The organism is Pelosinus fermentans DSM 17108 (genome assembly GCF_000271485.2).
Classification (GTDB): Bacteria; Bacillota; Negativicutes; order DSM-13327; family DSM-13327; genus Pelosinus; species Pelosinus fermentans.
This window is the reverse complement of sequence record NZ_AKVN02000001.1, coordinates 3,135,208-3,156,082: the sequence shown is the minus strand read 5'-3', so window position 1 is coordinate 3,156,082 and position 20,875 is coordinate 3,135,208. Positions and strand designations below refer to the sequence as shown.

Sequence of the window (20,875 nt, the reverse complement as noted above, 5' to 3'; positions counted from 1 at the left end):
AAAAGGTGCAGCCATTCAAAAATCCAAACAGAGGCAGTGTCAATTCGCCAGGAAGGCGGCGCGGCTGTGAGCTGGCGTATCGTCAAGCTCTAGCATTGCAGGTGTCGTTGTCAAGTATCATGCTGCCACTGGTGGTAAACCTAGACCTACTGATTGTGCCGCTGCGACTGGAGGTGGCAGGATATTCGGTCGAACGGAGGGATGAATATGGAGAAGCTTTGGCTAGTGTTCGGGTTGTTATCCGCCATCATGGCGGCGTTAGTAACGGTATTCGGCAAAGTCGGCCTGCAATCGGTTGATGCCAATACCGCCACGGCGATCAGATCGGTCATTATGGCGGTATTTCTAATTTTAGTCGTTGTGTGCCAGGGGAGTCTATTGGAAATCCCGGCAATCATCGCTGATAAAAAAGCGATAACCTATATAGCCCTTAGTGGTGTTGCCGGAGCGCTGTCCTGGTTGTTTTATTTTCTGGCCCTCAAATTCGGCAATGTATCTCAGGTTGCGCCCATCGACAAGTTGAGCGTCGTAATTGCCACTATCATCGCCGTTAGCTTATTGGGGGAAAAGATCAGTATGCTAGGTGGTATCGGCGTGGCTTTGATTGCGTTGGGGGCGATACTCGTGGCGGTGGGGTAATTTGTTCTTCAGAGAAGGAAATTACTTCGCGATTATTTATTAAAAGGGAGCGTGATGTAGATATGTTATGGCATATTGCAATTACTCTTGGAATTGTGCAAGGCATTGGCGAATTTTTGCCTATATCCAGTTCAGCGCACTTAATTCTTACTCGTTGGTTTTTTGACTGGGACCCTATTATTAAGTATTTAGGTGAAAACACTGATATAGTCTTAGATGTGGCCCTCCATGTAGGAACACTGCTGGCAGTGCTGATCTATTTTTTTCGGGATTGGTTGCAACTGCTTACACACGGTCTATCCAAGGGGATTAAGACGCAAGAGGGGAAAATGTTTTGGTATCTCGTGGCAGCTACCATTCCCGGAGGGATCGCGGGACTTGCTTTGGAATCAGTGATTGAGCATTTTATTCGATCTCAGATACTGGTTATTGCGGCGGGTTTGGCAATTATGGGTATTGTTCTTTACTATGTTGACAAAAAAGCGGATCAAATCGTCGGTTTTGAAGAAATCACCTTTAAGCAGGCAATGTTGATTGGTATCGCCCAGGCACTAGCCCTAATTCCCGGCGTATCCCGTTCAGGAATTACGATGACTATAGGACGACTGTTAGGCTTTACGCGGGAAGCGGCCGCCAAGTTTTCTTTTTTGTTGGCCACACCGATCATTGCTGGGGCGGCATTAAAACAAACTCCCGGCATCATTCATAACATTGCCAATCCCCTGTTTTTGGTTGGAACCATCACATCAGCTATAGTAGGTCTTATCAGCATTAGTTTTTTACTCAAATACCTTCAAAAACATAATTTTACTATATTTGCAATATATAGGTTAGCAATAGCGGCACTGACCATTATCGTCTATACGATCCGGGGAGCCTAGAACGTATAATTAGTTAGGCATCGTTGTTACATTAAATATTAATCGATATCGGGAAGGGGGAAAGCGCTTTGCAGGGAAAAGCATTAGTCCTTGTATTACTTCTAATCTTCCTGTTAAGCATACAGGTTCTTGTGACTGCGAATCATGGCAGGGATGATGAGCCACCAAGCCTTTTTTCTCATAAGGACATTCAGCTTGAGCCTCACCATCATATTGAAAGGCTCTTAGTATCAAGCGCCAATGCTGTTGTCGCGGGAAGGATAATGGAAGGAGCTATAATTGTCGATGGTAATTTGACTGTTTTGCCCGGTGCAGAGATCCAAGGAAAGATCATTATATTGGGTGGACAACTTAATAATTACTCAGGCAATGATTTTGAGCAAGCTCCATGGGTCGTCTCTCCCGCGAAATCGCCGTTTACCAGGATTGTCCTTGGTGGACTAATGCTTCTTTTCGTTGTTAGTCTTATTTTAATACCATATTTGTTGTGGCTGATTTTTCATTTTGCAAGCCGTTTCCCGACCTTTTTGCGTATTAAAGATCGTCTACTGGAAATACGGAACCGGTGGCCCTTTTTTTATATAGCCATAACACTTGTTGTCAGTGCATCCATGCTAATTCTGTTTGGGGTGCTTGCTTGGAAGACCATTTTCCGACAGGCGACGGGAATATTTGATAGTGCCTTTATCTGGCTGATTCGTTATTTTGCGAGTTTTGAATTAGATCGAATAATGATAACAATAACGAATCTTGGGTTTGGTTTTTCTTACGGAGTTATAGTGTTTATTACGGTATCAATATTAGTTGCCTTGCGACGTTGGATTGAGCTTAAAGGATTAACCGTGTGTCTATTGGGCGGAGCTGCTTTAAATGAAATGTTAAAACACCTGTTTGAACGTGCCCGACCAGAAGCTTTTCAGATAGTAGCTGAGTCAGGATTTAGTTTTCCGAGCGGACATGCGATGGTATCTTTATGTTTTTATGGCATAGTAGCTTTTCTAATTGTTCGAAAGCGATCTTTGCAGTGGCGTATTGCGGGAGCTGTTGTCGCGACGTTACTGATAGTAGCCATAGGAGTAAGTAGAATTTACTTGGGGGTTCACTACCCAAGCGATGTCGTAGCGGGATATGCCGCTGGCGCAACTTGGTTAGGCTTCTCTATTTCATTAGTCATGTGGTGGGAACAGGAACTGTCCGAAAGAGATAAGTAAGATTACATAAAATTTTATCCAACAAGTATCTTTGAACATAAATAATAAAGATAAAAGCTGAAAGTGTTTTCTTTTCATACCTTATGTAACCTCCATACACGTGGAGTATTGCGTTTGGCTGATGAGGATTTGGCTTTCTAGCATCACTAGTCTCTGAACTGGTCTTTCCGTTATAGGAGAGGCCAGTTCATTCTTCTTTTATCAATAGCTGGGCTTACCAATCATAATTAATATCTTTTAGAAGTGTGGGCACCAAAAAAGAAAAAAGGTACATTTCTATTGTTTTCCGATAAGAGTATTGACTTTGAGTTAAGTCCAAAGTGTAAAATAGTATATGTATTAGAATTAGTTGAATTGCTGACAATAAAAAAACATGTTTAGCTGCTGACCCGATAGGAGGTTATATCTTAAACGAGGCATGAAAGTATGTAAACTGGCAGTGAAGAATTAAACAGAAAAAGTGGTGAGAACTATAAAAAGGCGAGATTTTATATGGGGAAGTCTTGGGGTGCTGGGATTGGCTGCTGGAAGCGGGGGATTGTTCACGCATCGGCCAGAATTTGGACGTGCACCGACTGGGGAGAGACTGGCGCGTATACAAGCGTCGCCTCATTACAAAAACGGCCAATTCCAGTGCTTGGAGCCAGTGGAAAACATTATGGATGACGATGAAAATCGCTTTGTAGCTATGTATAAGTTTTTATTTGGTGATAAATCGGAAATATCACCGCAGCAAACAATGCTTTCACGTAAAACAGATTTGAAGGCATTGGATGTGAATGAAAACATTATCGTTTGGATGGGTCATTCGACGTTTTATTTGCAACTAGGCGGGCGGCGTATCCTAACCGATCCGGTATTTAGCAATTATGCTTCGCCGCTCTTTTTCATTAACAAGGCATTCCCAGGAAGTAATGTGTATACAGCGGCTGATATGCCGGATATCGATGTACTTGTTCTGTCACATGATCATTGGGACCATCTTGATTATCCGACGATCATGTCATTAAAGCCCAAAATCCGAGAAATTGTGTGCCCGCTAGGCGTGGGCGAGTATTTCGAGCAATGGGGTTTTGCGCTAAAGCAGCTCCATGAGGAGGACTGGTTTAGTGAGGTTAAACTGGCGGATGACTTCAGTGTCCATGTTTTGCCGTCACAGCATTTTTCCGGTCGTTTTTTGCAGCGGAATGCAACGGAGTGGGCCAGCTTTGCATTTGTGACACGCAATCATCGCGTTTTTTTTAGCGGTGATGGCGGTTATGGTGCGCATTTTAAGGATATTGGCCGCAGGTTTGGTAAATTTGACCTTGCAATTATGGAAAATGGGCAATACAACGAGCGTTGGCATCGTATTCATTTGATGCCGAAGGAAACTGTACAGGCTGCGGAAGATATCGGTGCCAAGACTGTAATTTCCGCTCATAGTGGAAAATTTGCCTTGGCACGACATGCTTGGAATGCACCGTATCGTGCTTTGGTTGAGGAGAGCCGGGGGAGAAGCTACGAAGTTATCACACCGCAAATCGGTGAACTTGCATATATCGGCGCAAACGGACACAACTTTGATCACTGGTGGGAAAAGATGAAGTAAAAGGAACTTGCATACCACATTTTGTGCAAGACTAAAATCTTCAAACATGAATTTAACCTTGCAATCACGAATTTACCTTTTCATTTTACGTGGAAATGATTTTCAGGTATTGATTTTGAGTGGACTCCAAGGAGTAAAGTGATTGCAAAAGCAGCACTACCTCTGGGGCAGGGGGGGCTGAACCTTTATGCAAAACTATAACGCCGACTAGGGTGGTTTTGGTAACCAGCTTAGTCGGCGTTATAGTTTTGCATTCAAAATTGTAATAAATTACCACGTTCATCAACATTTGCATAGAAAATATGTTCTGGTAGCATGTATAGTATCCCTATTTACCAGCAAATGGCTCGGATAGTTTACTTCGACCGATGTATGGTGAAGTGGGCGGGAATGCTTCTGTCTGAGCACAACGAGCAGATGAAGGAGAAAGAAGGCAAAAAAGCAATTGACAGGAGGTAAGATTATCCTTATAATGAATTTATGAAAAAAAAATTCATTGATTCATGGAGCGGATATGAACACAGATAGACGGGAAATAATACTTAATGCTTTTATTGAGATCGGCCGCAGAAAAGGCCTTGATAATACTACAATGAAAGACATTTCCAGAGAGGTTGGAATTAGTGTTGGAACTATCTACTTATATTTTAAAAACAAGGAGGACTTAGTCGAAACTTTCTTACGGAGCTTTTTTCAAAATACTGAAGACTATTTTGCCCAGATTTTGCAGCAGCCGAGTAATCCCGAGCAGATGCTCTATAGCTTGACAGTAAACAGTGTTGTGCTTGAAAGTAGGTTTTGTCGTGAAAATAAAAGCTTAGCTGATTTTTTTCACAATGATGTAATTAAGTATACAAATAAGAACAACTTGATTGCCCATCGTCAGAGCTTTGAGTCAAAGCGGATTGAAGCTATTAAGATTGCTTTAGCGCGGGGGGGAAAGGAAGGATTGTTCTTTTTTGATGATATCAACATTACTGCCCGCATGATCTTTTTTGCTTTTGCAAGTTTTCATGGTCCAGTTGCAATTTCTAGAGCACACGAAGAAATTGTTGCCGATGCTGAGCATATGTTTACCTTCTTGCTTAAGGGTCTACAAAAAGAATATATATCAAAATCATAGACTTGACCGATAGACCGTTGTTGAAAATAGAAATATAAGGCGTTCGCAAAGTGGTCTTATGAATTGCATAAATCAACATAGTTTTAGGAGAACGATAGATGAATAAGACAGACATTATTGAAATAGCAGTAACGCAGAAATATTTGGGGAGTGAGGGTCTTGTTGCTTTTATTACCTTAATGAATATGTTCATTCCATTATCAACTGACTTATATTTGCCTGCATTACCTTCCATGGGTATGAATTTAGATAGTAGTGCTGCCATCATTAATTTAACCTTAAGTGCTTTCTTTTTCTTTTATGCCGTAGGCATGCTGGTTTGGGGCCCCTTAAGCGACAAATATGGACGTAAGCCCATTCTTATTGTAGGTTCCTTGATTTATCTCCTGAGTAGTATTTTTTGTGCCGTGGCTGTAGATGCTTATCTGCTAATTTTAGCAAGAGCTTTCCAGGGTATCGGAGCCGGAGGCATTACGGCGGTATCTGTCGCCATGGTCAAGGACTGTTTTATCGGAAAGAAAAGAGATGTTATTTTGGCAATCACACAATCCATGTCAGCTCTCGCGCCCATGATTGCCCCCATCATTGGCGTCTTTGTCATCCAGTATGTCGGCTGGAGAGGTACTTTTTGGACATTGAGTATTATTGCTATCGGGAATCTGGTTTTATCGCTTTTGTACCAGGAAACGCTAAAAGATCACGAAAGAAACAAAGGGAGTATTTTGGAATCAATGGGCCGTTTGATTGTCGTAGCACAAAATAAAAGCTTTTTTTTTCCGGCAGTCATTTTTGCGTTAAGTGCATTTCCTTTTATGGGATATATTGCAGTTTCTTCTTATATCTACATAGATTACTTTGGGCTCAGCCAGCAGGCATACAGCTATTTCTTTGCAATTAACGCATTTATATCCATTGCCGGACCAATAATCTATGTTCGGTATTTGCGTAATTTTAACAAAAACGCTATCGCAGCAGGAGCATTTGTGCTAAGCATTGTAAGTGGTATTTTAGTCATGACAATAGGCAGCTTATCTCCGGTCATTTTTTTGCTTTCGTTCATCATAATGTCTTTTACCGGTTCTGCCATACGTCCCTTTAGTACTAATATCCTTTTCGATCAGATCAATGGAGACACAGGTTCAGTCTCTTCCTTGATGGGGATATTATTTACTGTCATGGGTAGTTGCGGTATGTTAATTGCATCCATGCCCTGGGGAAATATCGTAATAAGCCTGGGCGCTATGATAGCTATATTTTCCGGTATATCGTTAGTTGCCTGGTACGTATTCATGAAATCCGATATTCCCTGTGCAGGCATAAAGGAATAGCAGGTCTAAGCGAGGGCACTGAAAAAGTCCCTTGAAGTCAAAAAGGTATAGTCCCTCAAGAGAATAGAGGAGACTGTACCTTTTTTTGCCTTGTTGGCATGACGTTATAAAGGGCAATGACGATCTTGCTGTTAATATAAAGAGAATATTGAAAGTAAAGTAAGAGACAAGTTATAAAGGTTTTCTCAGTACAAGACGACCCTTATCCCTAAATTGGGAACAAGGGTCGTCTTGTGTTTCGTACTCATTTGCTTTGCCCTCATCAAAACCACAAGTTTTTCAGTGGCCTCGGATAATCCAGGATAGCTTTTTTCAGTATGCCCGACATGGACGCAGTCTAGCAGGTGAAGGGGGCGTGATAGGATTAGGCAATCATTTGAGATGAATGGGATAACGGTTTCTTTTTATTTGTAGCATAATAAGGGGGATGGGGTTCCAGTTACCTCCGGGGAAATGGACACTATAGCAAAAATGGACATTGGCCATAGCGAAATTGTTGACCACAGCGACCCGGCATTTGTAAAAATGCTGCATGGATTGAAACTCCACGATTGACAGAGTAAAAATGATGATTGAAAAGATGCGTTGAGCTGCATAGCAGGAGGAGGTATTTTTATCGGGTTGAAGACATTCATGGTATGGCAGATGTCATTTCTTCTTACCCGGGAGTTAATGCAGAGAGCCTGGGAATCATAGGGATCTGCGGCGATGGCGGCTATACGCTGAAGGCAGTGCAAACTGACAAGCGTTTCAAAGCGGTGGCAACGCTCAGCATGTTCAATACGGGTATTGTCCGTCGTAACGTTTCTTGCATTCTCAGACGGCTACTATTCAACAGCAAGGGAATACAGTCTTCCGGCTGTAGTGAGCGTAGAGAATGCTACTCAATTGATTAAACACGGACAGCGAATTTGGGTGAATGGGACGGAAGGGTATGTAGAAATCCTGTAACAAGGCATTTTCCTATCACCATATTGAGGATTACTCCTTCGCGAAGTCGTTCAACAGTCAGTAAAAAAAACTTGGCGTGATAGTTGTTTTTAAAATCGGATATAAAGTATGTATGAAACCGTCAGAATAGGACGGTTTTTTATGAAAAAAAGCAAACCACGTTTTGGTGGAAACGTAGTTTGCAAGAGGAAACGGTTTGGCGGATTAATTTAGAAGAATTAACAACCAGAGGAACAATCGTTATTATCGCAACAGAATAATAATAGGATAATAATTATAATAATAATACAGCCGGAACCGCCGAAGCCATTTCGACCACCTCCAAAACCTAAACCCATAAGTATTCCTCCTTTATCGTCAATTAATATATTGTATGATACCTAAACAGAAGAGGTGAGTATTATGCTGTAGTAATTATTAATAAATTAGGGGCTGATTCTAAAGAATATAAGCGTCTCCTTCGACCTTGGTCCAGGTCAGCACAGGCTTTATAGAAGCTGGTATTTGCTGGGGAAAATGCACGGTTGGAGCCGGTTTATTTTCCATTGAATTTGTTCTGCATTCAGCCCACGCAGATACCACCTCGGTGGTTTCTGAAATAATACATTCTGTCCAGAGGAGCGTTGCAAGACTCAATAAGAAGCTGATAAAAATAGTAGTTCTATATAATTTTTCTCTCACAGGCTCTCCTCCTCGTACTATTATGAAGAGTTCAATTGACATACCTGAGCTCATTTGTAGTATTAGCTGTTCAATTGAATGGATGAAATTTGAGCTACTCCGCTATACCGATATCTCACAAAAAATTATGCTTTATATTTTATGTTACAACTTTGAGTAGACTCAAAGCCAGTAGAGTTTATAAATATTTAATATAAAATGAAAATTTCAAAAAACTATTGACTTGGAGTAAACTCTAAATGATAAAGTTAAGATAGCTGAAAGATAAAAATGATAGACAAGTAAAAACAGTAAGCAAAGGGAGGTTATTACTTTGAAATACAAAAAATTAGGAAAGACAGACATGGAAGTTTCAGCAGTTGGGTTAGGCTGCATGGGAATGAGCACTGCTTACGGGCAGAAAGATGATAAAGAAAGCATTGCCACTTTACAATATGCATTAGATCTTGGGATAAACTTCTGGGACACTGCTGATATTTATGGAAACGGTGCAAATGAAGAATTGATTTCTAACGTGCTGGTTCCGAATCGTAATAAGATTTTTATTGCAACGAAATTTGCTTTTCGCGTAAGAGATACAAACGGTGATGCATTTGTTGGCGGTGATACGTATCTTGACGCTTCTCCGAAGTGGATGAAACAGGCCGTTGAGGGCAGTCTCAGACGTTTGAAAGTCGATACCATTGATCTTTATTATGCACACCGTGTTGACCCGAATGTTCCTGTAGAAGAAACAGTAGGTGCCATGTCTCAACTGGTAAAGGAAGGAAAGGTCCGTTACTTAGGTTTAAGTGAGTGTACACCAGAGGATTTGAAAAAGGCGTATGCTGTCCATCCGATCGCGACGGTACAAAGTGAATACTCGTTGCTCACTCGTGAAGTGGAAAAAGAAATTCTTCCATTAACAAGAGAGTTAGGTATAACATTCGTTCCCTTTGCGCCGTTAAGTCGTGGATTGATTACTAACAATCTCAATATAAGCACACTTGCATCTAATGATTTCCGCAAAAATTTGCCTCGCTATAATGGAGAATATTTAGATAATAATCAAAAATTAGCAGCTGAATTTGCCGAATTTGCTGCAAGTAAAAATTGCACACCTGCACAGCTTGCCATAGCATGGGTAATGGCACAAAGTGATAATATCATTCCTATTCCTGGAACAAAGCGCAGAAACTATCTAGAAGAAAATACAGGTGCTGCAGATGTAACTCTGACTGCTCAGGATCTGGCAGAGATGGAAAACGTATTAAAGAAATATCCAAATATCGGGCCGCGCTACAGTGCCCGTGAAAACAGATTTGTAAAAAAATAATTTATCGTAGTGAACCAGGTGCCTGAAATCAGGTAACTGGTTTGCTGCTTTGTAAAAAACAACAGGAGGAAATAAGAGATGGAACAGAAAAAATTAGGATTTGGCTTCATGCGATTACCGGTAAAGAGTCAGGAGGATCCGACAAGTATTGATATGGATACGTTAAATCAAATGGTGGATACTTTTTTGGAAAGAGGCTTTACCTATTTTGATACCGCTTATATGTATCATGCGGGTAAGAGTGAGATCGCGATTCGAGAGGCTGTAGTAAAGCGGCATAACAGAGACAGCTTCACCGTGGCCACAAAATTACCAACCATGTTTTTGAAAACCAAGGAAGACCAGGAAAGAATCTTTAACGAACAGTTAGAAAAATGCGGTGTAGAGTACTTCGATTACTATCTTCTTCACAATCTGGGTGTAACGAATTATGAGACAGCTCAACGATTAGATAGTTTTGCATTTGTGCAAGAAAAGAAAAAAGCAGGAAAAATTAGACAGATGGGATTTTCTTATCATGATCATGCTGAATTATTAGAAGAAATCCTGGCAGCACATCCGGAAGTCGATTTTGTCCAGTTGCAGATTAATTATCTGGATTGGGACAATGAAAGCATTCAGTCACGGAAGTGCTACGAAGTAGCAAGAAAACATAATAAGCCGATTATTGTTATGGAACCTGTCAAAGGTGGTAATCTTGCAAAGGTGCCTGAAAAAGCAGAGGCATTATTTAAAGAATATCATCCTGATTTGTCCATATCCTCATGGGCTGTTCGTTATGCAGCAAGTCTGGAAGGCGTTATGATGGTGTTAAGTGGGATGTCTGACAAGGAGCAGTTACTGGATAATACAGGATATATGCAGGCGTTTAAACCATTGGTGCAGGAAGAATATGATATTGTAAAACAGGCTGTAACGACGATTAATGAAGCAATTGCAGTTCCCTGTACAGCCTGCCAGTACTGTGTAGATGACTGTCCGAAACACATAGCCATCCCCAAGTATTTTGCATTATACAATACAGAAAAACAATCTTTAAAAACAGCATTTTCAATACAACAGGTATATTATAATAACTATGCAAAAACACATGGTAAAGCATCAGACTGTATCGAATGCAAACTGTGTGAAAAACATTGTCCGCAGCATATTGAGATTACCAAAGCTTTAAAGGATGTAGCGGATACATTTGAAGCATCATAACTTTCTTTCGGGTAGATCGTTATGGTGGTGGTTACTATGGAATATCAAAAGCTCTGAAGAACAGGGAGTAAGGTAAGTGCCATAGGAATTGACGGTGAGGGATTTTAAAAATATAAGTTATGACGAATGCGGAGCATTAATTGATTGTGCACAAAGTGTGAAATATTGGAATGATGCTAAGCTGGATAACTGGCTTACACATATCGTGATCAACACGAATCCTTAAATGAGAGATACCGGATGGCTGAAACACGGCTTACCTGCCCTTAATCAGAAACTCTTGACTTAGAGTTAATTTTAAATGATATATATATTAGGAGGTGAAATCGCATGACTATTACAGAAGTAAGTGAAAAATTTGATGTTTCACAAGATACGCTCCGGTATTATGAACGCATCGGACTGCTTCCACGTGTGAATCGCAATAAAAGCAGAATCAGGGATTATACTGAAGAAGACTGTAAGTGGGTCGAATTTATCAAATGCATGCGGAGTGCAGGTCTTCCGATTGAAGTCTTGATTGAGTATATCGGGCTGTTTCAACAGGGTGATGAAACCATTGAAGCAAGGAAAGAACTCTTTATTGAGCAGCGTAAGCAGATAATAAAAAGAATGGAAGATATGAGAAAAACCCTGGAACGCCTGGATTATAAAATTACAAGCTATGAACAAGCAATAGTTGATAAAGAAAAAGCACTAAAAAGGCCGGAAGATTAGCAACTACACTTGGGAATAAGAGCGTTAAACTGTAATGAGTTTGCTCTCTGTTTTATTATAGAGAACCACCGGCTATGTTGCTTAATGTCATAGCAGGGATGATAAAATCCGTATATGTGGAGATTGTTTATCATAAGTTAAGATTAAATAATAAAGAAATACATGGGTTAAAGCACTTGCTTTAACCCGTGTATTTCTTTTATAAGTATAAGCTGTATTAATATAATCTATGGTAAATAAGAGTGAGTCATCTGGTATCTATAAAAATACTGGCTGCTTAAAATAAGCAGCCAGTAGATTATTGCTATGTAAGCAATAAATTGGAGATGTACTACTGTATCATATTCCTTTCATTACTTTATGTGCAAAAAAATAAAAAAAGCTCTCCTAAGGAGAGCCATAAAAAAATGGGAGAGAAGAAGTGTTAAAAAACGACAAGAGAGGTCGTCAATAACAGTATGTCCTGGTAAAACATATTCTATACTGAAGATTTAATGAACCTTTAAATTTTCAGCAGGTAATCTATATAAGTACTGTAGCAACTGGCGCAAGAAGGAGTAAAATTGAATTTTGCTGGTTTTGATAACTTCTCTAAATTTAAGAATCTTGTGATACTGATAAAAATCTTATAATTATCTAATATTTCTAATTTAAAAGGATAATGTTACCTCTTATTGGATAAGATAGAAGTATATTCCGAATCATCAGACAATAAAGGGAGAGGGTTATCATAAGCAAGAGTGCAGATTTTACTACTCCAATATTCAGTAACGACAAAACTTCAGCAATTGTTGTATCAAATGATGGATTTTTTTTCTTAAATTTTAAAACAAAACAAGGTAAAATAATTGGCAAAACCAAAAATGAAGCGATAGAACAATTAAGCAACATGGAAAAGGTTGAAGAATTTCCAGACTTTTAACCAAGACCAATTTCCTTTAGTATTTTTTGCTATGAATTCTGCTTTTGTGTGCTTTTGGAAGTATAAGATAATGATTTAAAACCGAAAATGTTTACTTCAATTAAAATAGCCATTAAGTAGCCATTTGCCAGATTTACGGTCAAATTTTTACGTTGAAAGGTTAATGTTCATTGTAAGAGCATCTTTTGAGGTGCTTTTTCTTATACTTTTAAAATATAAAATTAGTATCAAAAAAGGGAAAAACAATTGACAATCATTATCAAATAGTATATAATTATACCAATAGCAAAAAATGATGTATTGCAATAACATCTGAAACCATGTCTGAGGAGAAAAGACTCCAGGACATGGTTTTGCTTTTGTTATGAGCTAGAATTTATTATTTCAATAATAAGATTATCTTAGGTGAAGCGATTGTGCCCATCATTTGTGCCCATCATATTATACCGCCAAAAAAGGAAACAATAATTGCGAGTAATATCCATACGTAAATTATTACAGCTAGGATCATCTTCCATGGTGTCTTAGAACGAAAACCTGGTAGTTGTCTCCAATTTGGTATTGGCTGCTCAACCTCTAGCGCTGTTTTATAGCCGCAAGTTGGACAATATAAGAAATTATATTGTGTATTTGTACCGCACATTGGACATTTCATGGTAACATCCCCTTAGTAATGCTTTATCAATAAATTATTAAAGAATTAAATGTTCGAGATTTTAGAATGTAGTCGTTTTCTTATCGGCAGAATCGCTGATTTAATTGAGAAAGCCGATTTCTTTACATAGTGACTTTCAATTGGCACCGTTATTTCTTCATTACATAGTATAGTAGTAAACAGAATATTTGAGGTGGTTGGTCGTGACTTTGGAGAATTCGGTCATGGTATCAGCTATGATTGTGGTTTTAGTTTCAGGCATGGATTTGATCATATCCTCGGACATACCTTTAAACACGTCAATTATGGTATCGAGTATGGAATTACTTAAGATTTCAGGGATTATAGTTGTTGCTAGACTTCTCGCAAAAGAATAAGAGTAGTAAGAGTGGCTGTCTATCTTTGATTTTAAGGTAGGCGGCTATTGTTTGCTCTCGTCACATTTTCGTCATAGTTTTTTGGTAATATAAAAACAGGTAAGCGACAGGTAATAGTTTATAAAATTTTATACGTAACTCTATAATGATATTAATGCTTAGCTAAAAGTAAGGAGATGATATTGTGATATTAGGAGATTGGTTATTTAACATAGTTCATATTATATTGACTGCAGGCTTAGTATTATATTTATATAGTCTTAGCGAATTATCGGATAAATAGTCGTTTATTTAATTTAAAAGGATGGAACGAGGTCTGATGAGTATTGTACATTTTTAGTCGTCTATCTTCAAAATAGACGATTGTTTTTATTGTTGACGTTTAGGTCTGAATAGCAGTTAAAACAAATTAAAGATAATATCATTTTTGCAATATAAACTTATTGGAATAATTAAGTGTTGACATGGAGTATTGGCTCGTGTTATTATAAGCAAGCTGTTAAACACAACAGCAAAAAAAAAGAAAAAATATTGACATAATTTTTTAGAAATGATATAATTTAAAAGTTGTCGCTAAAACCTATGACAATGTTATGAAAGAATGTGTTCCTTGAAAACTAAACAATGTAAGTAAGGTTAAAATAAGCCAGATGTGCGGTACTCGTTTTGGAGTACAAAACAGTTGGTTCATGCAAATGAACTGACACAAACAATTTGTTTTTTAAAGAGCCATCAAGGTTCTTCATAAATACACTTTTATGGAGAGTTTGATCCTGGCTCAGGACGAACGCTGGCGGCGTGCCTAACACATGCAAGTCGAACGGTCTGGTATTCAACACTGAATATTTAGCAGTGTAGCCAAGCGTCAAGCGCGAAAGAAGAGAGCGCTTCACGCATTTAATAAGTGCCAACACAAAAGCTGAGGATTGAGTGTTGAATATCAGATAGTGGCGAACGGGTGAGTAACGCGTAGACAACCTACCTTCTAGCTGGGGACAACACTGCGAAAGTGGTGCTAATACCGAATGTTGTATATTGAGTGCATACTCGATGTACTAAAGGTGGCCTCTATTTATAAGCTATCACTAGAAGACGGGTCTGCGTCTGATTAGCTAGTTGGTGAGGTAATGGCTCACCAAGGCGACGATCAGTAGCCGGTCTGAGAGGATGAACGGCCACACTGGGACTGAGACACGGCCCAGACTCCTACGGGAGGCAGCAGTGGGGAATCTTCCGCAATGGACGAAAGTCTGACGGAGCAACGCCGCGTGAGTGAAGAAGGTTTTCGGATCGTAAAACTCTGTTTTCAGGGACGAATGTGTGGATTGTAAATAATGATCCATAATGACGGTACCTGACAAGAAAGCCACGGCTAACTACGTGCCAGCAGCCGCGGTAATACGTAGGTGGCAAGCGTTGTCCGGAATTATTGGGCGTAAAGCGCGCGCAGGTGGGATAATCAGTCTGATGTTAAAGTTCGGGGCTTAACCCCGTGAAGCATTGGATACTGTTATTCTTGAGTGCAGGAGAGGAAAGTGGAATTCCTAGTGTAGCGGTGAAATGCGTAGATATTAGGAGGAACACCAGTGGCGAAGGCGACTTTCTGGACTGTGTCTGACACTGAGGCGCGAAAGCCAGGGTAGTGAACGGGATTAGATACCCCGGTAATCCTGGCCGTAAACGATGGGTACTAGGTGTTGGGGGTATCGACCCCTCCAGTGCCGGAGTTAACGCAATAAGTACCCCGCCTGGGGAGTACGGCCGCAAGGTTGAAACTCAAAGGAATTGACGGGGGCCCGCACAAGCGGTGGAGTATGTGGTTTAATTCGACGCAACGCGAAGAACCTTACCAAGGCTTGACATCGTCTGATGATCCTAGAGATAGGAAGTTCTTCTTCGGAAGACAGATAGACAGGTGGTGCATGGCTGTCGTCAGCTCGTGTCGTGAGATGTTGGGTTAAGTCCCGCAACGAGCGCAACCCTTATCCTATGTTGCCAGCACGTAAAGGTGGGAACTCATGGGAGACTGCCGTGGATAACACGGAGGAAGGTGGGGATGACGTCAAGTCATCATGCCCCTTATGTCTTGGGCTACACACGTACTACAATGGGCTTAAATAGAGGGTAGCGAAGCCGCGAGGTGAAGCCAAACCCAAAAACAAGCTCTCAGTTCGGATTGCAGGCTGCAACTCGCCTGCATGAAGTCGGAATCGCTAGTAATCGCAGATCAGCATGCTGCGGTGAATACGTTCCCGGGCCTTGTACACACCGCCCGTCACACCACGAAAGTTGAGAGCACCCGAAGCCGGTGAGGTAACCAGCAATGGAACCAGCCGTCGAAGGTGAGATCAGTGATTGGGGTGAAGTCGTAACAAGGTAGCCGTATCGGAAGGTGCGGCTGGATCACCTCCTTTCTATGGAGATTTGAATTCTTGAAATACAGGATTCTAATCCAAGGTCGACACATCTGGTTGTTCACGGTACTTACATTGCTTAGTTTTGAGGGAATACATCCCATGTTGCTGCCAGTGATGGTGGTAGTATGTATATGTAGTACCTTTGATGTTCTTTGAAAACTGCACAGAAGAAAGCAACGTAATTAATTCTAATAGCAATATTAGGGTGATTACCGAGCATGTTAGGATTTTTTGAAACATGTATATTCTTGTTTTAGTACTCGAATATACCACCAACTAAAGGTTGGCAAGAAGCTGTCAGATGCTAGGCGGAGCGAGGACAAGAGTGAGTCGTACTTCTGTACGTCGAACGAATGCCCACAGCGACAACAACGCAGATGATAGGTTATTGACAACCGAGTAACGAGACAATAAGTCAAGTTATGAAGGGCATACGGTGGATGCCTTGGCGCCAAGAGCCGAAGAAGGACGGGGTAAGCTCCGAAAAGTCACGGGGAATCGCAAGCAGGTATTGATCCGTGAATATCCGAATGGGGAAACCCAACAATGGTAATGCATTGTTACCCATACCTTAAGAGTATGAGGAGGGCACCTGGGGAACTGAAACATCTAAGTACCCAGAGGAAAAGTAATCAAGTGAGATTCCCTAAGTAGCGGCGAGCGAACGGGGAAGAGCCCAAACCGAATCAGTTTACTGAATCGGGGTTGAGGACCAGCATAATTCAAGTCAGGCTTAGTCGAACTACCTGGAAAGGTAGACCATAGGGGGTAACAGTCCCGTAGACGAAAAGCAGAGCGAGATGGCTGAGATCCAGAGTACCACGAGACACGTGAAACCTTGTGGGAAGCAGGGGGGACCACCCTCCAAGGCAAAATACTCCTTGGCGACCGATAGCGTATAGTACCGTGAGGGAAAGGTGAAAAGCACCCCGGGAGGGGAGTGAAAAAGAACCTGAAACCGTATGTCTACAAGCAGTCGAAGACCCTTATGTGGTCGACGGCGTGCCTATTGAAGAATGAACCGGCGAGTTACAGTAACTAGCGAGGTTAAGCAGAAAATGTGGAGCCGTAGCGAAAGCGAGTCTTAATAGGGCGACTAGTTAGTTGTTGTAGACCCGAAACCGCAGTGATCTATCCATGGCCAGGTTGAAGCGCAGGTAAAATTGCGTGGAGGACCGAACCCGTGAACGTTGAAAAGTTTTGGGATGAGTTGTGGATAGGGGTGAAATGCCAATCGAACGCGGAGATAGCTGGTTCTCCCCGAAATAGCTTTAGGGCTAGCCTCAAGAAATAAGTACAGACGGTAGAGCTCTGATTGGGCTAGGGGCCTTATAGGTTACCGAACTCTGTCAAACTGCGAATGGCTGTACTCGGACCTTGGGAGTCAGACTGCGAATGATAAGATCCGTAGTCAAGAGGGAAACAGCCCAGACCATCAGCTAAGGTCCCAAATGCCGTACTAAGTGGCAAAGGATGTGGAACTTCAGAAACAACCAGGATGTTGGCTTAGAAGCAGCCACCATTTAAAGAGTGCGTAATAGCTCACTGGTCGAGAGGTTTTGCGCCGAAGATGTCCGGGGCTAAAGTACGGAACCGAAGCTATGGATTTATGCCTTTGGGCATGAGTGGTAGGGGAGCGTTCTATACGCATCGAAGCAGTACCGTAAGGAGCTGTGGAGTATATAGAAGTGAGAATGCCGGTATGAGTAGCGAAAAGACAAGTGAGAATCTTGTCCACCGAAAGCCTAAGGTTTCCTGAGCAACGCTCGTCGTCTCAGGGTAAGTCGGGGCCTAAGCCGAGGCGTAAATGCGTAGGCGATGGACAACTGGCAAACATTCCAGTACCACCCACATCCGTTTGAGTGATGGAGTGACACAGAAGGGTAAGTAATCGCGTGAATGGAAGAAACGCGTCTAAGCTTGTAGGGTGTTTAGCAGGCAAATCCGCTAAACGTTAAGCCTGAGGAGTGACGGGGAGTTGACCGCAAGGTTGATGAACTTACTGATCCCACACTGTCAAGAAAAGCTTCTAGCGAGGCTGTGGGTGCCCGTACCGCAAACCGACACAGGTAGGCGGGGAGAGAATCCTAAGGTGCGCGGGAAAACCCTCGTTAAGGAACTCGGCAAAATGTCCCCGTAACTTCGGGAGAAGGGGAGCCTTTTTAGGTGATTACCCTCGCGGTATGAGCTAAAGAAGGTCGCAGAAAAGAGGCCCAAGCGACTGTTTACCACAAACACAGGTGCCTGCTAAAGCGAAAGCTGACGTATAGGTGCTGACACCTGCCCGGTGCTGGAAGGTTAAGGGGAGTGCTTAGAAGCAATTCGAAGGTGTGAACTGAAGCCCCAGTAAACGGCGGCCGTAACTATAACGGTCCTAAGGTAGCGAAATTCCTTGTCGGGTAAGTTCCGACCCGCACGAAAGGTGTAACGACTTGGGCACTGTCTCAACGAGGGACCCGGTGAAATTGAAATACCTGTGAAGATGCAGGTTACCCGCGACTGGACAGAAAGACCCCATGGAGCTTTACTGTAGCCTGACATTGAATTTTGGTAAATGATGTACAGGATAGGTGGGAGACTGCGAGACATGTACGCTAGTATGTGTGGAGTCGTTGTTGGGATACCACCCTTTATTTACTGGAATTCTAACTTTAGCAGTAACGATGCTAAGGACAGTGTCAGGTGGGCAGTTTGACTGGGGCGGTCGCCTCCGAAAATGTAACGGAGGCGCTCAAAGGTTCCCTCAGCGCGGTTGGAAATCGCGCGCAGAGTGCAAAGGCAGAAGGGAGCTTGACTGCGAGACGTACAGGTCGAGCAGGGACGAAAGTCGGACTTAGTGATCCGGTGGTACCGCGTGGAAGGGCCATCGCTCAACGGATAAAAGCTACCCTGGGGATAACAGGCTAATCTCTCCCAAGAGTCCATATCGACGGGGAGGTTTGGCACCTCGATGTCGGCTCATCACATCCTGGGGCTGTAGTAGGTCCCAAGGGTTGGGCTGTTCGCCCATTAAAGTGGTACGTGAGCTGGGTTCAGAACGTCGTGAGACAGTTCGGTCCCTATCCATCGCGGGCGTAAGAGATTTGAAGGGAACTGCTCCTAGTACGAGAGGACCGGAGTGGACGAACCAATGGTGTACCAGTTATTCCGCCAGGAGTACAGCTGGGTAGCTACGTTCGGAAAGGATAAACGCTGAAAGCATCTAAGCGTGAAACCAGCCTTAAGATGAGATCTCTCATAGCATAAGCTAGTAAGTCCCCTTGTAGATGACAAGGTTGATAGGCCAGGTGTGTAAGTCCAGCAATGGATTCAGCTGACTGGTACTAATAGGACGAGGGCTTGACTTAAATTTAGTTAGCAGCATGGCTGCTAACGACTAACATGCAGTCTTTCTTCTGTGAAGTTTTGAGAGAACATACTAGTATGTTTATCTCTATTGTAGAGCCATAAGGTTCTATGATGTTAGCATTGCGATGCTAACGAAGCGACTTACACAAATCTTTTAGCAAAGATTTGGTGCGCTGCTTCACTTTAATCCAGTGACGATAGCTAAGGGGTTCCACCTGTTCCCATACCGAACACAGCAGTTAAGCCCTTATACGTCGAAAGTACTTGGTTGGAAACGGCCTGGGAGGATAGATAGTTGCTGGTTAATAAAAAAGCACTCATTTATGTGAGTGCTTTTTATCATATAATGAGAAGTATTGATATTTAGAAGAGTAAATCCCTTATGAGGATTGAAAAGTCACGTTCATAAGGGATTTTTTGCGCTCTATTAATAAAATAAATATAAAAGTGATTCGATTAGGGGTCTAAAAAAGCTGAGACGTTATATCTCAGCTTTTTTACTATAAACGGTTACTGCAGTTTAGTACATTTTTAATTTTATGTTTAACCATGTTCTTAATCGCTTCTCGAGCTGGTTTTAAGTATTGGCGAGGATCAAAATCACTAGGATTATTGACAAAATGTTCACGAATAGAAGCTGTCATAGCCAAGCGTAAATCGGTATCAATATTAATTTTGCAGACCCCGAATTTTCCTGCGCGTAATAACATATCTTCAGGTACGCCTTGGGCACCTGGGATGTGTCCACCGAATTGATTGCATTTTGCAACGAATTCAGGAAGTACAGTAGATGCACCGTGAAGTACTAATGGATAATTAGGTAATAGACTAGATATCTTTTCTAAACGAGCATAATCAAGACTTGGTTCACCTTTAAATTTATAAGCTCCATGGCTCGTTCCAATCGCAATGGCAAGTGAGTCACAGCCTGTACGTTCAACGAATTCCACCGCTTCATCAGGATCAGTATAAGTCGCATCTTTGGCAGATACTTTGACGGCATCTTCAACACCCGCAAGCTTACCTAATTCAGCTTCTACGACTACACCATGTGCGTGAGCGTATTCTACTACTTTTTTTGTTAAAGCAATATTTTCTTCAAAAGAATACTTTGAGCCGTCAATCATAACTGAACTAAAGCCGCCATCAATACAAGATTTACAAATTTCGAAATCATCCCCATGATCCAAATGCAATGCAATGGGTAGACCTGAATCTTCTAGTGCCGCTTCTACTAATTTTGTAAGATAAATATGTTTTGCATATTTACGAGCTCCTGCAGACACTTGTAGAATAAGTGGAGCTTGCTCCTCTTTAGCAGCGTCAACAATTCCCTGAATAATTTCCATATTGTTGACATTGAAAGCGCCAACTGCATATTGACCGTCGTAAGCTTTTTTGAACATTTCTTTGGTTGTAACTAATGGCAAAGTAATTCCTCCTAAAAGTTTTTTACTATGTTAATTATACCAGATTTTAGCAGGCTTGTGTACAAAAAGTATGCTAAAAGTTGAAT

Annotated in this window: 17 protein-coding genes and 3 rRNA genes; 17 read left to right on the top strand and 3 right to left on the bottom strand. The window is 41.6% G+C overall.

Annotated features, from left to right (window positions below; all coding sequences use genetic code 11):
- The first annotated feature begins 5 nt into the window (after positions 1-5).
- From FR7_RS23275 to FR7_RS23515, 10 genes are all read left to right on the top strand, one after another.
- Positions 6-299, top strand: coding sequence for a hypothetical protein (locus FR7_RS23275; protein ID WP_071524668.1), 294 nt, complete (start codon positions 6-8; stop codon positions 297-299).
- Positions 208-639, top strand: a complete 432-nt coding sequence (locus tag FR7_RS14580; protein WP_007931720.1) for an EamA family transporter — start codon at positions 208-210, stop codon at positions 637-639. The genes FR7_RS23275 and FR7_RS14580 overlap by 92 nt, the downstream gene beginning before the upstream one ends.
- 62 nt (positions 640-701) lie before the next feature.
- Complete coding sequence (locus FR7_RS14575; RefSeq protein WP_007931718.1) at positions 702-1,520, top strand: undecaprenyl-diphosphate phosphatase; 819 nt, start codon at positions 702-704, stop codon at positions 1,518-1,520.
- Positions 1,521-1,651: 131 nt separating this feature from the next.
- The gene (locus FR7_RS14570) at positions 1,652-2,731 is read left to right on the top strand and encodes a phosphatase PAP2 family protein (RefSeq protein ID WP_237769527.1); all 1,080 of its coding nucleotides are present in this window, start codon (positions 1,652-1,654) and stop codon (positions 2,729-2,731) included.
- A gap of 492 nt (positions 2,732-3,223) precedes the next feature.
- Positions 3,224-3,397 carry a hypothetical protein gene (locus tag FR7_RS24215; RefSeq protein ID WP_237714793.1) on the top strand — a complete coding sequence of 58 codons (174 nt, stop codon included), beginning with the start codon at positions 3,224-3,226 and terminating at the stop codon, positions 3,395-3,397.
- On the top strand, positions 3,390-4,322 hold the full coding sequence (locus FR7_RS14565; RefSeq protein WP_237714791.1) for an MBL fold metallo-hydrolase: 933 nt from the start codon (positions 3,390-3,392) through the stop codon (positions 4,320-4,322). The genes FR7_RS24215 and FR7_RS14565 overlap by 8 nt, the downstream gene beginning before the upstream one ends.
- Positions 4,323-4,836: 514 nt before the next feature.
- The gene (locus tag FR7_RS14560; protein WP_007931713.1) at positions 4,837-5,445 is read left to right on the top strand and encodes a TetR/AcrR family transcriptional regulator; all 609 of its coding nucleotides are present in this window, start codon (positions 4,837-4,839) and stop codon (positions 5,443-5,445) included.
- 98 nt (positions 5,446-5,543) lie between these two features.
- Positions 5,544-6,773, top strand: coding sequence for a Bcr/CflA family efflux MFS transporter (locus tag FR7_RS14555; RefSeq protein ID WP_007931712.1), 1,230 nt, complete (start codon positions 5,544-5,546; stop codon positions 6,771-6,773).
- 572 nt (positions 6,774-7,345) lie between these two features.
- Positions 7,346-7,669, top strand: coding sequence for a hypothetical protein (locus FR7_RS24210; RefSeq protein ID WP_237714805.1), 324 nt, complete (start codon positions 7,346-7,348; stop codon positions 7,667-7,669).
- Positions 7,638-7,724 (top strand): hypothetical protein, encoded by an 87-nt coding sequence (locus FR7_RS23515; RefSeq protein ID WP_237714800.1) that lies wholly within the window; start codon positions 7,638-7,640, stop codon positions 7,722-7,724. Before FR7_RS24210 ends, FR7_RS23515 begins: the two co-directional genes overlap by 32 nt.
- Positions 7,725-8,162: 438 nt before the next feature.
- Here FR7_RS23515 and FR7_RS14545 read toward each other — a convergent pair whose 3' ends face one another.
- Entirely contained in the window at positions 8,163-8,405 is a 243-nt protein-coding gene (locus tag FR7_RS14545) for a hypothetical protein (protein ID WP_007931710.1), read from the bottom strand.
- A gap of 313 nt (positions 8,406-8,718) precedes the next feature.
- Here FR7_RS14545 and FR7_RS14540 point away from each other — a divergent pair, with 313 nt between their 5' ends.
- The 3 genes from FR7_RS14540 (at position 8,719) to FR7_RS14530 (ending at position 11,640) form a co-directional block, all read left to right on the top strand.
- Entirely contained in the window at positions 8,719-9,720 is a 1,002-nt protein-coding gene (locus FR7_RS14540; RefSeq protein WP_007931709.1) for an aldo/keto reductase, read from the top strand.
- Between the two features lie 78 nt (positions 9,721-9,798).
- A complete protein-coding gene (locus FR7_RS14535) occupies positions 9,799-10,923 on the top strand; it encodes an aldo/keto reductase (RefSeq protein ID WP_007931708.1) in 1,125 nt (374 codons plus the stop codon).
- Positions 10,924-11,253: 330 nt separating this feature from the next.
- On the top strand, positions 11,254-11,640 hold the full coding sequence (locus FR7_RS14530; RefSeq protein WP_007931706.1) for a MerR family transcriptional regulator: 387 nt from the start codon (positions 11,254-11,256) through the stop codon (positions 11,638-11,640).
- Positions 11,641-12,998: 1,358 nt separating this feature from the next.
- Here FR7_RS14530 and FR7_RS14525 read toward each other — a convergent pair.
- Positions 12,999-13,217: a hypothetical protein gene (locus tag FR7_RS14525; RefSeq protein WP_017531461.1), complete on the bottom strand. Its 219-nt coding sequence runs from the start codon at positions 13,215-13,217 to the stop codon at positions 12,999-13,001.
- A gap of 203 nt (positions 13,218-13,420) precedes the next feature.
- On the opposite strand from FR7_RS14525, the gene FR7_RS23920 reads away from it, so the two are divergent.
- The 4 genes from FR7_RS23920 to rrf all read left to right on the top strand — a co-directional run bounded on the left by FR7_RS23920 (position 13,421) and on the right by rrf (position 19,663).
- Positions 13,421-13,594, top strand: a complete 174-nt coding sequence (locus FR7_RS23920; protein ID WP_007931704.1) for a hypothetical protein — start codon at positions 13,421-13,423, stop codon at positions 13,592-13,594.
- A gap of 755 nt (positions 13,595-14,349) precedes the next feature.
- Positions 14,350-16,008, top strand: a 16S ribosomal RNA gene (locus FR7_RS14520).
- 416 nt (positions 16,009-16,424) lie between these two features.
- A 23S ribosomal RNA gene (locus FR7_RS14515) occupies positions 16,425-19,358 on the top strand.
- 188 nt (positions 19,359-19,546) lie between these two features.
- Positions 19,547-19,663: ribosomal RNA gene (gene rrf / locus FR7_RS14510) — 5S ribosomal RNA — on the top strand.
- Together the 16S, 23S and 5S rRNA genes form the textbook arrangement of a ribosomal RNA operon.
- A gap of 196 nt (positions 19,664-19,859) precedes the next feature.
- Here rrf and fba read toward each other — a convergent pair.
- The gene (fba, locus tag FR7_RS14505) at positions 19,860-20,789 is read right to left on the bottom strand and encodes a class II fructose-1,6-bisphosphate aldolase (protein WP_007935580.1); all 930 of its coding nucleotides are present in this window, start codon (positions 20,787-20,789) and stop codon (positions 19,860-19,862) included.
- Between the last annotated feature and the right edge of the window lie 86 nt (positions 20,790-20,875).